Origin of the sequence: Arthrobacter sp. FW306-2-2C-D06B (assembly GCF_021789175.1) — a bacterium.
Classification (GTDB): Bacteria; Actinomycetota; Actinomycetes; order Actinomycetales; family Micrococcaceae; genus Arthrobacter.
In genome coordinates, this window is the sequence record NZ_CP084560.1 from 3,428,802 (window position 1) to 3,442,371 (window position 13,570).

Sequence of the window (13,570 nt, forward strand, 5' to 3'; positions counted from 1 at the left end):
AAAGTGAAAACTCGCCTACTGGGAGGCATCGTTGCACTCGTGCTCGCAATTGTCGGCACACTGCTACTGGTCTCATTCGTACAGGGGTCCGAAGCCCGGGCCCAAAAAGATCTTCAACCCGTTGACGTCTTGGTTGTGCAGACTCAAATCCCGTCCGGAGCGACCCTCGATACCATCAGGTCCTCGGTCAAACTGACGTCTTTGCCCACAGCTTCCGTTCCCAACGGAGCACTCAAGAGCCTGGACGGGGTCCAAGGGAAGGTAGCCGCCACGGATTTGATGCCCGGCGAACCGTTGCTCGGAGCCCGCTTGGTTGACCCCAACAGTCTGGCGGCCCCAGGGTCCGTCCCCGTCCCGGCCGGAATGCAGGAAATCTCCGTTCAGCTAGAGGCACAGCGCGTGGTCGGCGGGCGGATCGCGGCCGGTGACACGGTAGGTATCGTCGTCCTCTTCGGTGCTGGATCCGGCGGTGACGCCGCGAGCGGAGCAACGTCACAGGAAGTGTTCCATAAAGTCCTGGTCACGAGCGTGCAGCGCTCCCAATCCAAGGCGACGAACTCGACGTCAAATTCGCAGGAGCAGGCGAACACTGAACTGCCAACCGGTCAGCTGCTCGTGACTTTCGCCCGCAGCGACGTGGATTCGGCCAAACTCGCTTTCGCGGCTGAATTCGGAAAGCTGTGGCTCACCAAAGAGCCGGCTTCCGCCGCGGAAAGCGCACCGGTCGTCATCAAGAAGACGGAGTTGTACCGATGAGCCGGTTCGTAGTGATCACGTCCGATGCGGACTTTGAGCGCAGGGCACGGCATGCAGCCACAGGGCTGCGTGGCACCCTCCACGTGATCACCGCCGACTATCTGCCTCCCGGTCCGGACGACATCCTGCGGGTGCTGACCGGAGAACTTGCCGAGGTCATCCTCTTCGGCCCTGGGCTCCCGCTGGAAGATTCGATCCGGCTCGCCAGTCTTTTTGATCTCCAGTTCCCGGAAATCAGCGTTGTTCTTGTGACGGAGAGCAGGTCCGAGGTAGCCCTGCCGGCCATGCGCGCCGGCGTACGGGATCTGCTGTCACCAAGCGCAGACGTGGATGAAATCCGCTCACTGCTCGAACGGGCCAGCCTTGCTGCAGCCGGACGGCGCCGAGGGCTTGGAAATTCGGTCGAAGGCCAACCTCCCGGCGGCCGCGTCATCGCGGTCATGTCCCCGAAAGGGGGCGTCGGCAAGACGACCGTCACCACAAACCTGGCCGTGGGGCTGGGGAAAGTGGCGCCGATGGGCGTCGCTGTTCTGGATCTGGACCTACAGTTCGGAGACGTTGCCTCCGGGCTCATGTTGGAACCCGAGCGAACTCTTGCGGATGCCGTAACGGGTGCCGCGACCCAGGACAGCATGGTTCTCAAGTCCTACCTGTCGGTTCATCCCGCGGGCATCTATGCGCTTTGTGCTCCGCTCAACCCTGTTGAAGCCGACAGGATTTCCGGCGATCAAGTGGGGCACCTGATCAGGCAGCTGTCCGATGAGTTTCAGTTCGTGGTGGTGGATACGGCGCCAGGCTTGGGTGAGCATGTGCTCGCCACCCTCGAAGTGGCCACCGACGTCGTGTGGGTATGCGGCATGGACATCCCGAGCATTCGCGGACTCCGGACGGGATTGACCATTCTCAACGAGGTGGGACTCCTTCCCGAGCGCAGCCACATTGTCCTGAATTTCGCCGACCGTCGAAGCGGCCTCACGCTCCAGGACGTCGAGGCGACCATCGGCTTCCCCGTGGACGTAGTTCTTCGGCGCTCCCGAGCAGTCCCGTTCTCCACAAATAAGGGTGTCCCGCTCTTGCAGGACGGAACCAAGGATCCTGCGACCAAAGGACTCGCGGAGCTGGTGGATCGGTTCAAGCCGAATTGGGAAGACAGACCACACAAGAAACTTCACAGAAGGGTTGTAGTCCAATGAGTCTCGCCAAACGTCTCGAGGCCAGCCGTGGTCTTGACCAGATCTCCGCGCCGCCATCAGGCCCGTCCTCACAGGCAGCCCCGTGGGCGCCCGCTGTGCCCGGGCAAGCAGGCAACACAGCTCCTTCACCGGCCGACCGGCACGCGTCCGAAAACAATGAAGCGCTCAATGCAATCAAGGAACGGGCCGGCATCGCCCTCTATGAGCGAATGGGAAGCCGAATCACCGATTCGTCCGTGGACGAATCGGAATTGCACCAGTATGTCAAAGACGAACTTCGCGCAATCATCGACGAGGACGAGATTCCGCTGTCCGTTCTCGAGCGGCAAAGGCTTGTCCAGGAAATTATCGACGACGTCCTGGGGCTCGGTCCGCTGCAACGGTACCTCGATGAGGAAGCCGTCACCGAAATCATGGTCAACGGACCTGACAAGGTCTACGTGGAGCGGGCCGGGAAGCTCTATCTGACCGGCGCGAAATTCAGCGACGAGGAGCACCTCAGGCGCATCATCGAACGCATCGTCACCAAGGTGGGCAGAAGGATCGATGAATCGTCTCCGCTGGTCGATGCCCGGCTATCGGATGGCTCCCGTGTGAATGCCATCATCCCGCCTCTGGCGGTCGGCGGTTCGTCGCTCACGATTCGAAAGTTCGGCCACGTTCCCCTCACTGTGGACAATTTGATTTCCTTCGGAACCATGTCTCCGGAGATTGCCGAACTGCTCCACGCGTGTGTGATGGGGCGCCTGAACATCATCGTTTCCGGCGGCACCGGCACAGGCAAAACCACGCTTCTCAATGTCCTGTCTTCTTTCCTTCCACCTGAAGAACGCATCATCACGATAGAGGACGCCATTGAACTTCAGCTCCAACAGGAGCATGTTGTCCGGCTGGAAAGCCGCCCACGCAACATCGAGGGGAAGGGTGAAATCAGCATCCGGGAGCTCGTCCGGAACTCTTTGCGTATGCGCCCCGACAGGATCGTTATCGGTGAAGTCCGCGGCGGTGAATCCCTGGACATGCTGCAGGCCATGAATACCGGCCACGACGGCTCCATCTCCACTGTTCACGCCAACTCGCCCCGGGATGCAATTTCACGTCTGGAAACACTGGTTCTCATGGCCGGGATGGATCTGCCGCTGCGTGCCATTCGCGAACAGATCGCCTCAGCCGTAAACCTGATCGTCCATATCTCCCGGCTCAGGGATGGAACGCGCCGCATCACTCACGTTACCGAGGTCCAAGGGATGGAAGGAGACATCGTCACTCTCCAAGACGCCTTTGCCTTTGACTACGGGGCCGGCGTCGACGCCAACGGCAAGTTCCTGGGACGACCCGTCCCCACAGGAGTGCGGCCCCGGTTCGTCGATCATTTCGCCGATTTGGGCATTGCGCTTTCGCCTTCTGTCTTTGGCAGCGTGCCCATTGGCGGTGGATACCGATGACCATCACAGACCCGATCTTCCTCGCAATCGGTGTTGGACTGTGCGTCGCCGCACTAGCCGTCCTGCTGCTTGTAGCTGTCGGACCCGGCAAGCAAATTGCCATCTCCCGCCGTAGACCCGGCGTAATGGAGCAACCTTCGATGCTCACCCGCGTAACTGATCAGGCAACAACATTCCTCGACCGGAACGTCAGCAGGAACGCGAGCTTCGGCAGCCGTAACTCGCTGGAACAAGCGGGCCTCAAGATGCGCCAAGCCGATTTCATTCTGCTGGTAGCTTGCATCGCCGTGACCGTCGGAGTTGTGGGGTTCATCCTGTCGGGGCCATTTCTCGGCATAGTATTCGTCCTCGTGACGCCTCTGGGCGCCATGGCAGCCCTGAAATTGCTGGCCGGCCGGCGCCGCGGAAAGTTCGAGGACCAGCTCGGCGACACCTTGCTAATGCTGGCCGGAGGACTTCGAGCAGGCCACAGCCTACTCCGTTCGGTTGACGCAGTAGCCAAGGAAGCCGAGTCGCCTACCTCTGAAGAATTCGCGCGGCTCGTCAACGAGAACCGTTTGGGCCGCGATTTGAAGGACTCAATGCTGGACGCCGCCCGCAGGCTCCGCAGCGAGGACTTTGACTGGACCGCCCAGGCCATCGAAATTCACCGCGAAGTGGGCGGAGATCTGGCCGACGTCCTGGACCATGTAGGCGAAACCATTCGGGAAAGATCACAAATCAAAGGGCAGGTTCGCTCGCTCAGTGCTGAAGGCCGGTTGTCGGCCTACATTCTGATGGCTCTTCCGATTGGAATGTTTCTTTACCTGAGCGTTGCCAGCGCCAACTACATCGGAACGCTGTACACCAACGGATTGGGCTGGCTGATGGTTGGCGCAGCAGTGGTACTACTAGCAGTCGGCGGGTTCTGGCTCAGCCGCGTCGTAAAGATCAAGTTTTAGGAGGGCATCGTGACCGCCATGGCGTGGTTGATCGTTGGGCTGATCGTACTGCCCAGTTCTTACATCGTGTGGTCCTTCGTATCCATCGATCGAAGCGGCCTCGCAGCTGTCCAGACCAATCTAGGACGTGATCGGGGGCGCCTCGTTGCCTCACCCGACGGAACCTCGGTTGGTGCAGGCCCTCAAGTGAAGAGGGCTGTACCTTTGGGGCTTCGGCTTGCGCCTAAAGGCTACGCCGGATGGCTGGACAAACTGCTGGCAAAAGCAGGCCGGCCAAGTGGGTGGCCGCTGGAACGGTTGCTGATTGCGAAGCCTGCCCTGGCGCTGACAGTCGGGATTCTGGGGATTGTTCTAATAGTCAGAACGCCGACAAGCACGACAGTGTTGCTTGCAGCGTCTCTAACCGTCTTGGCGTACTTCGTTCCAGATATTCTTGTACACGGCCGCGGGGCCGAAAGGCAGAAGGCAATCGAACTGGAACTGCCGAACACTCTTGACCAGATGCTGATTTCGGTCGAGGCCGGACTCGGCTTTGAGACGGCAATGGCTCGTGCCGGACAGAACGGCAAAGGTCCGCTCGCCGCGGAGTTGATCCGTACGCTCCAAGACATGCAGGCCGGGCGAAGCCGAAAGGACGCCTATCTCGCTATGGCGGAGCGGGCGGACGTCCCTGACCTCAGGAGCTTTGTAAGGGCGGTAGTCCAAGCTGACGTCTACGGGATCGCCATTGCAAACGTACTGCGTTTGCAGGCAAAGCAAATGCGTGTCAAGCGGCGCCAAAGGGCCGAAGAAAAGGCAATGAAGTTGCCAATCAAGGTCTTATTCCCGCTCATGTTCTGCATTTTGCCGGTGCTCTTCATCGTGATCATCGGGCCCGCGGTCATCAACGTGATGAAGAGCTTCGCGGGAGTGTTCTAGGCGATTAGTGAACCTGCGCCCTGAAAGCGGCGCCAGCCCCAAAGACCGGTCCTCCTCGACACCCAGAGTCGAGGAGGACCTCCTCGCGGGTGCCCTTGGTCGCCCCCACCTACTCGCGCCGCGCCCGCGTCAGCTCGGCCCGCGCGAACAGTTCATTGTCAGAGGGATAAGCCACTTCCTCGAGCACCAAGGGGTGCGGAGCAGCCAACACGGACTTGGCATCCCTCACACCAGCGAGCAGGCGCTGGTGCAGCCACTCCGGGCTTTCCAGGCCCTCCCCCACACGCAATGCGGATCCCACCAATGCACGCACCATGTTGTGGCAGAAGGCATCTGCTTGGACATTGGCCACCAGCACGCCGTCGCTGCTGCGGACGAACTCAAGCCGCTGCAGCTCGCGGATGGTGGTGGCTCCCTCACGGGGCTTGCAGTACGCGCGGAAATCCTGGAGCCCCAGCAGCGCCGCGGCTCCCTGGTTCATCGCTTCCTCGTCCAGGGTGGCCTTGTGCCAAAGCGTCAGCCTGCGCAGGACGGGGTCCCAGCGTTCCGGGCCGTCGGCGATCCGGTAGCTGTAGCGGCGCCACAACGCTGAGAAGCGAGCGTCGAAACCGTCAGGCGCCAGTCCGACGTCGTGCACTTCAATGGCGCCGGTTTCGTCCTGGAGGACCCGACTCAAGGCGCCGCGAAGCCTCCGCAGCAGCGCGGCTGCGGGGTCGATCTCGTGGCCTCTCGGCAGTCCGCCCCACTCGGCTTCGGACAGGTCAATATGCGCCACTTGTCCTCTGGCGTGGACCCCGGCGTCGGTCCGCCCAGCCACGGTGACCCGTACAGGGCGCCGCACGATCAGCGCCAACGCCTCTTCCAGCGATCCCTGCACGGTCCGGAGACCGGGTTGAAGCGCCCACCCATTGAAAGGGCCGCCGTCGTACGAAAGATCCATCCGGACACGCAAAAACCCGCCGCCCCCCGAAACGGGGGCAGCGGGTTTTCGTTCGTTCATAGACTTAAGTCTACTGTGAAGAATTCAGTGAATTACTTCTTTTCCTCAGCGGCCGGAGCCTCTTCGGTTTCAGCAGCTTCAGCTTCGGGAGCCTCGGCTTCGGTCTCTGCGGCTTCAGCCTCAACGGCCTCTTCCTCGACAACCGGAGCGGTCTCTTCGGCAGCCGGAGCAGCCTTCTCAGCGTCCTTCTTGGCAGCGGCAGTTGCCTCGGCAACTACAGCCTGCTTCGGGGAAACCGGCTCAAGAACCAGCTCGATGACAGCCATGGGAGCGTTGTCGCCCTTGCGGTTGCCGATCTTGGTGATACGGGTGTAGCCACCATCGCGGTTGGCAACGGCGCCGGCGATGTCGGTGAACAGCTCGTGGACGATGCCCTTGTCGCTGATCAGGCCGAGCACGCGACGGCGGGAGGACAGGTCGCCGCGCTTGGCGAAGGTCACGAGGCGCTCTGCGTACGGCTTCAGGCGCTTGGCCTTGGTGACCGTCGTCGTGATGCGCTTGTGCTCGAACAAGGCTGCTGCCAGGTTCGCGAGCATCAGGCGCTCGTGAGCCGGACCGCCTCCGAGGCGCGGACCCTTAGTGGGGGTAGGCATAGTAATTTCTCCTGTAATGAAGGCCGTCCGGGTCCGAACGTGGACTCGGTGGCCAAGATCTGCTTGTTAGAGCTCGTCGTCGCTGAACGCGGCGTCGTCCTCTTCGATGGCTGCGGCGCGGGCTGCAAGATCGAAACCGGGAGGCGAGTCCTTGAGGGACAGACCCAGTTCAACCAGCTTTGCCTTGACCTCATCGATGGACTTCGCACCGAAGTTACGGATGTCCATCAGGTCAGCCTCGGAGCGGGCAACGAGTTCACCCACGGTGTGGATGCCCTCACGCTTGAGGCAGTTGTAGGAACGGACGGTGAGGTCCAGATCCTCGATCGGGAGTGCCATGTCAGCTGCCAGGGCAGCATCCGTCGGCGACGGGCCGATCTCGATACCTTCAGCTGCGGTGTTCAGCTCACGTGCAAGACCGAACAGTTCCACCAGGGTGGTGCCTGCCGAAGCGACGGCGTCGCGCGGGGCGATAGCCTGCTTGGTCTCGACGTCGACAATCAGCTTGTCGAAGTCAGTGCGCTGCTCAACACGGGTAGCTTCCACGCGGAAGGTAACCTTCAAGACCGGCGAGTAGATCGAGTCGACCGGAATACGGCCGATCTCGGAGTCGCCGGACTTGTTCTGAGCTGCCGAAACGTAGCCGCGGCCGCGTTCGATGGTCAGTTCGAGTTCGAACTTGCCCTTCGAGTTCAGCGTGGCAATGTGCAGATCCGGGTTGTGGAATTCGACGCCGGCCGGCGGAGCGATGTCCGCGGCCGTGACGACTCCGGGGCCCTGCTTGCGCAGGTATGCAACAACCGGCTCATCGTGCTCGGAGGACACGGAGAGGTTCTTGATGTTCAGGATGATCTCAGTGACATCTTCCTTGACACCCGGAACCGTGGTGAACTCGTGCAGCACGCCATCGATCCGGATGCTGGTTACAGCAGCACCGGGGATGGAAGAGAGCAGGGTACGGCGGAGGGAGTTTCCGAGGGTGTAACCGAAGCCCGGTTCCAGCGGTTCAATGATGAAACGCGAGCGGTTCTCGGAGACTACTTCTTCAGACAGAGTGGGGCGCTGTGCAATAAGCACTTAGGTTTCCTTTCGGCGAGCATCCGCTATATGACGCAACACAGGTGGTGGAAATCGGCTTGGTTCCGGCTTTGCCGGCCGGGCGCCACGGAGCAGTCAAGCTGTTCCGTGGCGGGCCCGGCCGGCAAGCCAAGAATCCAATTAGACGCGGCGGCGCTTCGGCGGGCGGCAACCGTTGTGGGCGCTGGGGGTGACGTCCTGGATGGAGCCAACCTCGAGGCCAGCGGCCTGCAGCGAACGGATTGCAGTCTCGCGTCCGGATCCCGGTCCCTTGACGAACACGTCAACCTTGCGCAGACCGTGCTCCTGGGCGCGCTTTGCAGCAGCCTCGGCAGCCATCTGGGCGGCGAACGGGGTGGACTTACGGGAGCCCTTGAATCCAACCTCACCGGCGGAAGCCCAGGAGATTACAGCACCGTTCGGGTCCGTGATGGACACGATGGTGTTGTTAAAGGTGCTCTTGATGTGCGCCTGGCCAAGCGCGATATTCTTCTTGTCCTTCTTACGCGGCTTGCGAACCGCGCCACGAGTCTTCGGGGGCATTATTTCTCCTACAGAAAGTTATCGGGGGAAAACCGAGCTAATCCCAAGGGATTAACGTCCGGCCTTCTTCTTGCCGGCGACGGTACGCTTCGGGCCCTTGCGGGTACGAGCGTTGGTCTTCGTACGCTGACCGCGTACGGGCAGGCCCTTGCGGTGACGCAGGCCTTCGTAGCTGCCGATTTCAACCTTGCGGCGGATATCTGCTGCTACTTCGCGGCGAAGGTCACCCTCAACCTTGTAGTTGCCTTCAATGTAGTCACGCAGCTGGACCAGCTCGGCGTCAGTCAGGTCCTTGACCCGAACGTCAGCGCTGATGCCGGTGGCAGCCAGGGTTTCGTGTGCACGGGTCTTGCCCACGCCGTAGATGTAAGTAAGCGCAATTTCCAACCGCTTTTCGCGGGGAATGTCTACGCCAGCGAGACGAGCCATAGTGGCAGTACTCCTTGAATAAACCGGAGGTCGTAGGCAGTACACCCGCACTTTCAGTGCGGCCCCAGCCTCCGACCGGGGGTTAGCTGTCCAGGCTCTAAAACGTCCCGATTCAGCTTGTGCTGCCTTTATTTACTTGCGTGGGTTAGCAACCCAGGTTGCCCTCGCGGGCGCTAGTTCCCTTGCGGGGAATTAGCCCTGGCGCTGCTTGTGGCGCGGGTTCTCGCAGATCACCATGACCCGGCCATTACGGCGGATCACTTTGCACTTGTCGCAGATCTGCTTAACGCTCGGCTTGACCTTCATGGCGTTCCTTTGCGTGTTGCAGTTGGTCAGCTGTTGCGGCAACTACCCCGGCTTCCCGAGGCTGCCGCCCAGCAATTACTTGTAGCGGTAGACGATGCGACCACGTGTGAGGTCGTAAGGGCTTAGCTCCACCACTACGCGGTCCTCAGGGAGAATCCTGATGTAGTGCTGTCGCATCTTCCCCGAGATATGTGCAAGAACGATGTGCTTGTTGGTGAGCTCAACGCGAAACATCGCGTTAGGCAGTGCCTCAGTCACAACGCCCTCGATCTCAATGACCCCGTCCTTCTTGGCCATATCCTCCGCTAACTGTTGTTTGCCGCAGCCCTCCGGTTAGGCACCGGAAAATCTGCGGACGTTTTTTGTTTGTTTGGCCGTCCGGCTCTTGCCACTCCACGAAGCAGGACTCGCGACCTGTAAAATGGGCGTGGCTGTGGAGACAACCAACAAACAACTCTACGCCAAGATGGCACGAAAGTTAAATCCGCCCATGCTAGCGCAGACACCGGCACGGTGTCACCCTTCCCCGGGTCGACGAACCCCCTTGGATCCCGCTAAACCGCGCCGTAGGCAGGGAAGGTGCCTGCCGCCGTCGTGATGGATTCCGCGGCCGCCACGCCGTCAAGGACAGCCAGGCGGACGGCGTCCGCCGCCGCGCTTTGCAGGGTAATGAGCGAAACCTGCCGTGCTTGTTCCGAACTGCGGTCAAGCCCGACGGTGCCGGTCGCCAGCGCGAACACAGTGTCGCCGTCGGCGAGGGTATGGGAAGGACTCAGCGCCCGGGCGAGGCCGGCGTGTGCCGCACTCGCAGTCCGCTTGCATTCGGCGGGGTCGAGGACCGCGTTGGTCGCGACAACGACGAGCGTGGTGTTCAAGGCCGGGGGTCCGGCCTGTTCGGAACTGCCGGATTCGGCCGGCCGCGACGATGTGCCGAAAGGCATCCCCAGGGCATTGACCACTGCGAGCGCGCCCACCACCACGCCGCTGTCCAAGGTGATGGCTGAGGTGCCCACTCCCCCCTTGAACGCGCCGCGTCCAATCACCGCTCCGGTACCGGCGCCGACGCTTCCGCGCCCGACGTCGGCGTGCTCGCTTGAGGCCGCGGCCGCAGCTGCCGCTTCGTACCCCATGGCTGCGTCGGGTCGGGCGGAGAAGGCACCGCCGCGACCCACGTCGAAGATCGCGGCGGCCGGAACGATCGGCACCACTCCCCCGGGCACCGCGAAACCGCGTCCGTGTTCTTCGCACCATCGCTGGGCGCCGTGGGCCGTGACCAAACCGAAGGCACTCCCACCGGTGAGCACCACGGCGTCGACCGTGGGGACGAGGGTGGTGGGATCGAGGGCGTCCGTCTCATGCGTGCCGGGGCCGCCGCCGCGTACGTCCACCGATCCCACTGTCCCTGGCGGCGGAAGGACAACGGTCACCCCGCTGAGCCAACCGTCGCCGATCCGCTGGACATGTCCCACTCGGATTCCCGGCACATCAGTGATCTTCGAAGTCATGTGCCTATTCTGCTCCCCGCCACCCAACTAGCTCGCAGTTGTTGTCGTTCTGAGCCGTCTAAACGACAACAACTGCGAGCTACTTGGGTGGGGACGCTGCACTCCGGCCTATACCGCGGCACCGATCCGGGAAAGCGCGTCCCTCAGGGCTTTCGCCGATACGTCGATGAAGTGCGCACCGTCGTACGGGGCGGCGCGCAAGTCGCTGATCCGCGGCGCCTCGCCCCTTACCGTCCGTTCCGCGTACTCCGCAGCCATGCTCCGGATGCTGGCGACTTCGTCCCGATCAAGGTCAGGGTGCATCGCAATCCATTCCGGATCGTCGAGGCCGATCGGCAAGTGCAGGGTGGGACCCGCGTTCTCGATCGAGAGCGGCAGCTCCGGGTTCCCGGCGTGCAGGATGCCAAGCACCGCATCCCAGTCGATCGAGCCCTGGCCGATCGGCGCGAAGACCCTCCCAAAGATCCCGTCCTGTTCACCGAGGACAAAATCCCGCAAGTGCGTGGCCCTTGTGTACGGTGCCACACGACGCGCGGCAGCCACAGGGTCTTCCCCACGCACCACCACGTTGGCAGTGTCGAAGGTGACGCCGAGGACATCCGGCCCCACTGCTTCCACCAGGCGGACGATTTCGTAGCTCGTGATCTCTTCGTGGGTCTCGATGTTCATGTGCACGCCGTGGTCCCTGGCCACCGGGGCAAGGAGCCGCAGGAACTTCTCGATCGCCACGAGCTGGTCGGCCCACGGTGCGTCGGTCCGGAAGCGGTCGAAAACGTAGTAGCCCGGCATACCCCGCTGGTAGTTGGCACACGCCACCCACAAGTCCGTCACGCCTGCGGCTTCGTGCGCGGCCTCGATCATCTTGATCATGCCGCGTGTGTAGTCGCCGTCGCCGAGCCTGCGGACCTGGGGGGCTTCGGCTGTCGCGTAAGGGTTGACCTTGGCGAGACCCATCTGGAGGTAGAGATTGAGTGAATCCGCGCAGTCCCGGACCTCTGCGAGCAAGCCGCGGTCCAAGGTCGGGGAGACGTCCATGACGCTACGGAAATACACCCCTTCCATCCCCATGCCATGTGCCCGCTCGAGGATGCGGACCGCCGAGTCGTCCGCTTCGTGGGGGATTTTGCTTCCATCGACACCAATTCGCATTTTCGCGTCCTTTACTAGTTCTTCGTGTTTGTCTTGTCCGCCCCAGGTACCGGCGGGTACCCGCCGGTACCTGCGGCGGATCCCGGGAGGTCGCCCTAGCGTCCCCAGTTGTAGAAAGTGGTTGACGAGGCGTAATCAAAGGCCTTCACCGAGTGGGCCAGCACCGCCGTGAATTGCGCACGGTAGAGGATGATGGTGGGCGAACTGGCCCGCCACGCGTCCACGAGGGCATTGATGTACGGCTGCTGCGCTTGGAGATCCGGGGCGTTGTCGAGCTGCTTCATGAGATCCGGCGTCCCTGGAATGCAGATGTGCTGGTTGTTGAAGCTGCTGCCGCACGTCATCTTCTTGCGGAGCTCGTAAGCTGCAACCGCCCCGGCGCTCTCGAAGAGCAGCGCAGACTGGTATTTGCCTGTGTTGAACTTCGTGGCGAAGGCCGTGGGCGTCTGCGAGTCGATGTTGACCGTGACGCCTATGTCCTCCCACGAGGCCTTCAGGATCGTCGCAAGCGTAGAGACCCCTGGCGATGTCGGGTTGATCATGAGGTCGATCTGCGGATTCTCCAATCCCGACTCCTTGACCAAGGCCCGCGCCCGGTCCTTGTCGAGAGGGCGGGGGGCCGAGTGCTGCGTGTCGAAGCCGGGTGTTCCGGGAACGAACGGGCCGTAGTAGCTGTCCGCGTAGCCGTATGCCACGCTGGCCTTGATCTGTTCATAGGGCACCGCGTACGTCAGCGCTTCGCGCAATTTCGGATTCGAGGTCACGCCGGAGGAGTTGTCGAAGGACACAGTGACCGGGGCAAAAGCGGGGGCCGCGGTGACGGTGCAGCAGTCGTTCTGGCTCAGTTCGTGAACCACGTACGGCGGCAGCCCCAGTGTCACGTCGGCCTCGCCCCGGCGCGCCTGCAACATCAGGGTCGGGATCGAGGTGATGAAGTTGACGCGGACCACCGGTTCCTTGGCGGCTTGGCCGTAATAGTTCGGATTCCGTTTGAGCACCGCGTAGTTGTTGGCCACGTATTCGTCGAGGATGTAGGGGCCGCTGCTGCTGGCAGTGTGCGCGGCCAACCATTGATTCGGCACGCCCTTTTTATCCTCGCCATGTTCCTTGATGACCTTCGGGTCATAGATCGACCCGCGGCTCTGCGCCAAGGTCACGAGGATTGCGGGGTACGCACGTGAGAGCTCAAGCCTGACGGTCCCGGGATCCACCACGACGACGCCGCTAATCAGGGGCGGGTCCGTCAGGCCGATCTGCAGGCCCAAGGATCCGCATCCTCCGATCGTGAGATTCCGCATGATCGAGTACCGGACGGCCTCGGCATCCAAAGGGTTGCCGTTCGCGAACTTGGCTCCCGGGTGCAAGGAGAACGTGTAGGCCTTCCCGTCGGGGGAAACCGTCCAGGACGTGGCCAAGTCGCCTTTCACCCGCCCAGGATCCGTATTGGCCACGAGCGTGCCGTCGGGCCGTTGATCTTCGTCGAGCTTGACCAGCCGGGCATAAAAGTTGCTGGCGAAGCTGTTCTCATTGCCGGCGCAGACGAACGCCGGATCGATGTTGGTCAGCGTCGTGGCCCAGTTCACGGTGAAGGGCCGGCTGCTCGGGCTTGACGAAGCGGCCGGACTGGCACAGCCCGCCAAGGCGAGCAGGCCTGCGGCGGCGAGGAACGCCGTCGTCCTCTTCGTCAGGGTACGCAGGGAGGGCAGGGTCCTCAT

15 protein-coding genes are annotated in these 13,570 nt (G+C 62.1%); 5 read left to right on the forward strand and 10 right to left on the reverse strand.

Annotation, left to right across the window (positions count from 1 at the left end):
- Nucleotides 1-3: 3 nt before the first annotated feature.
- From cpaB to LFT47_RS15980, 5 genes are read left to right on the forward strand one after another with little or no spacing between them, the layout of a single operon-like run.
- A complete protein-coding gene (gene cpaB, locus LFT47_RS15960) occupies nt 4-756 on the forward strand; it encodes a Flp pilus assembly protein CpaB (RefSeq protein ID WP_236812244.1) in 753 nt (250 codons plus the stop codon).
- Nucleotides 753-1,949: an AAA family ATPase gene (locus LFT47_RS15965; protein WP_236812246.1), complete on the forward strand. Its 1,197-nt coding sequence runs from the start codon at nt 753-755 to the stop codon at nt 1,947-1,949. The genes cpaB and LFT47_RS15965 overlap by 4 nt, the downstream gene beginning before the upstream one ends.
- Nucleotides 1,946-3,394 carry a CpaF family protein gene (locus tag LFT47_RS15970; RefSeq protein ID WP_236812247.1) on the forward strand — a complete coding sequence of 483 codons (1,449 nt, stop codon included), beginning with the start codon at nt 1,946-1,948 and terminating at the stop codon, nt 3,392-3,394. Before LFT47_RS15965 ends, LFT47_RS15970 begins: the two co-directional genes overlap by 4 nt.
- On the forward strand, nt 3,391-4,335 hold the full coding sequence (locus LFT47_RS15975; RefSeq protein WP_236812249.1) for a type II secretion system F family protein: 945 nt from the start codon (nt 3,391-3,393) through the stop codon (nt 4,333-4,335). The genes LFT47_RS15970 and LFT47_RS15975 overlap by 4 nt, the downstream gene beginning before the upstream one ends.
- A gap of 9 nt (nt 4,336-4,344) precedes the next feature.
- Nucleotides 4,345-5,253 (forward strand): type II secretion system F family protein, encoded by a 909-nt coding sequence (locus LFT47_RS15980; RefSeq protein ID WP_236812251.1) that lies wholly within the window; start codon nt 4,345-4,347, stop codon nt 5,251-5,253.
- 109 nt (nt 5,254-5,362) lie between these two features.
- Here LFT47_RS15980 and LFT47_RS15985 read toward each other — a convergent pair whose 3' ends face one another.
- The 10 genes from LFT47_RS15985 to LFT47_RS16030 form a co-directional block, all read right to left on the reverse strand.
- On the reverse strand, nt 5,363-6,253 hold the full coding sequence (locus LFT47_RS15985) for a tRNA pseudouridine synthase A (RefSeq protein WP_236812253.1): 891 nt from the start codon (nt 6,251-6,253) through the stop codon (nt 5,363-5,365).
- A 32-nt stretch (nt 6,254-6,285) separates the two neighbouring features.
- Nucleotides 6,286-6,846, reverse strand: a complete 561-nt coding sequence (rplQ, locus tag LFT47_RS15990) for a 50S ribosomal protein L17 (protein ID WP_236812255.1) — start codon at nt 6,844-6,846, stop codon at nt 6,286-6,288.
- A 66-nt stretch (nt 6,847-6,912) separates the two neighbouring features.
- Entirely contained in the window at nt 6,913-7,923 is a 1,011-nt protein-coding gene (locus LFT47_RS15995; RefSeq protein ID WP_011692778.1) for a DNA-directed RNA polymerase subunit alpha, read from the reverse strand.
- A gap of 141 nt (nt 7,924-8,064) precedes the next feature.
- Nucleotides 8,065-8,466, reverse strand: a complete 402-nt coding sequence (gene rpsK, locus LFT47_RS16000) for a 30S ribosomal protein S11 (protein ID WP_028265083.1) — start codon at nt 8,464-8,466, stop codon at nt 8,065-8,067.
- 51 nt (nt 8,467-8,517) lie between these two features.
- Complete coding sequence (gene rpsM / locus LFT47_RS16005) at nt 8,518-8,895, reverse strand: 30S ribosomal protein S13 (RefSeq protein ID WP_011775569.1); 378 nt, start codon at nt 8,893-8,895, stop codon at nt 8,518-8,520.
- A gap of 192 nt (nt 8,896-9,087) precedes the next feature.
- Nucleotides 9,088-9,201, reverse strand: a complete 114-nt coding sequence (gene rpmJ, locus LFT47_RS16010) for a 50S ribosomal protein L36 (RefSeq protein ID WP_011775570.1) — start codon at nt 9,199-9,201, stop codon at nt 9,088-9,090.
- Between the two features lie 75 nt (nt 9,202-9,276).
- On the reverse strand, nt 9,277-9,498 hold the full coding sequence (gene infA, locus LFT47_RS16015; protein ID WP_009358723.1) for a translation initiation factor IF-1: 222 nt from the start codon (nt 9,496-9,498) through the stop codon (nt 9,277-9,279).
- Between the two features lie 257 nt (nt 9,499-9,755).
- Complete coding sequence (locus tag LFT47_RS16020) at nt 9,756-10,706, reverse strand: P1 family peptidase (RefSeq protein ID WP_236812257.1); 951 nt, start codon at nt 10,704-10,706, stop codon at nt 9,756-9,758.
- Nucleotides 10,707-10,814: 108 nt separating this feature from the next.
- The gene (locus tag LFT47_RS16025; RefSeq protein ID WP_236812258.1) at nt 10,815-11,855 is read right to left on the reverse strand and encodes a sugar phosphate isomerase/epimerase family protein; all 1,041 of its coding nucleotides are present in this window, start codon (nt 11,853-11,855) and stop codon (nt 10,815-10,817) included.
- A gap of 95 nt (nt 11,856-11,950) precedes the next feature.
- The gene (locus tag LFT47_RS16030) at nt 11,951-13,570 is read right to left on the reverse strand and encodes an ABC transporter substrate-binding protein (protein WP_236812259.1); all 1,620 of its coding nucleotides are present in this window, start codon (nt 13,568-13,570) and stop codon (nt 11,951-11,953) included.

Excerpts from the sequence above, each read along its gene's own strand:
- rpsK (WP_028265083.1), bottom strand. The coding sequence starts at position 8,466 with ATGCCCCCGAAGACTCGTGGCGCGGTTCGCAAGCCGCGTAAGAAGGAC.
- LFT47_RS15985 (WP_236812253.1), bottom strand. The coding sequence starts at position 6,253 with ATGAACGAACGAAAACCCGCTGCCCCCGTTTCGGGGGGCGGCGGGTTT.
- LFT47_RS16020 (WP_236812257.1), bottom strand. The coding sequence starts at position 10,706 with ATGACTTCGAAGATCACTGATGTGCCGGGAATCCGAGTGGGACATGTC.
- rplQ (WP_236812255.1), bottom strand. The coding sequence starts at position 6,846 with ATGCCTACCCCCACTAAGGGTCCGCGCCTCGGAGGCGGTCCGGCTCAC.
- rpsM (WP_011775569.1), bottom strand. The coding sequence starts at position 8,895 with ATGGCTCGTCTCGCTGGCGTAGACATTCCCCGCGAAAAGCGGTTGGAA.
- LFT47_RS16030 (WP_236812259.1), bottom strand. The coding sequence starts at position 13,570 with ATGAGGACCCTGCCCTCCCTGCGTACCCTGACGAAGAGGACGACGGCG.
- rpmJ (WP_011775570.1), bottom strand. The coding sequence starts at position 9,201 with ATGAAGGTCAAGCCGAGCGTTAAGCAGATCTGCGACAAGTGCAAAGTG.
- LFT47_RS15970 (WP_236812247.1), top strand. The coding sequence starts at position 1,946 with ATGAGTCTCGCCAAACGTCTCGAGGCCAGCCGTGGTCTTGACCAGATC.
- LFT47_RS15975 (WP_236812249.1), top strand. The coding sequence starts at position 3,391 with ATGACCATCACAGACCCGATCTTCCTCGCAATCGGTGTTGGACTGTGC.
- LFT47_RS16025 (WP_236812258.1), bottom strand. The coding sequence starts at position 11,855 with ATGCGAATTGGTGTCGATGGAAGCAAAATCCCCCACGAAGCGGACGAC.
- infA (WP_009358723.1), bottom strand. The coding sequence starts at position 9,498 with ATGGCCAAGAAGGACGGGGTCATTGAGATCGAGGGCGTTGTGACTGAG.
- LFT47_RS15965 (WP_236812246.1), top strand. The coding sequence starts at position 753 with ATGAGCCGGTTCGTAGTGATCACGTCCGATGCGGACTTTGAGCGCAGG.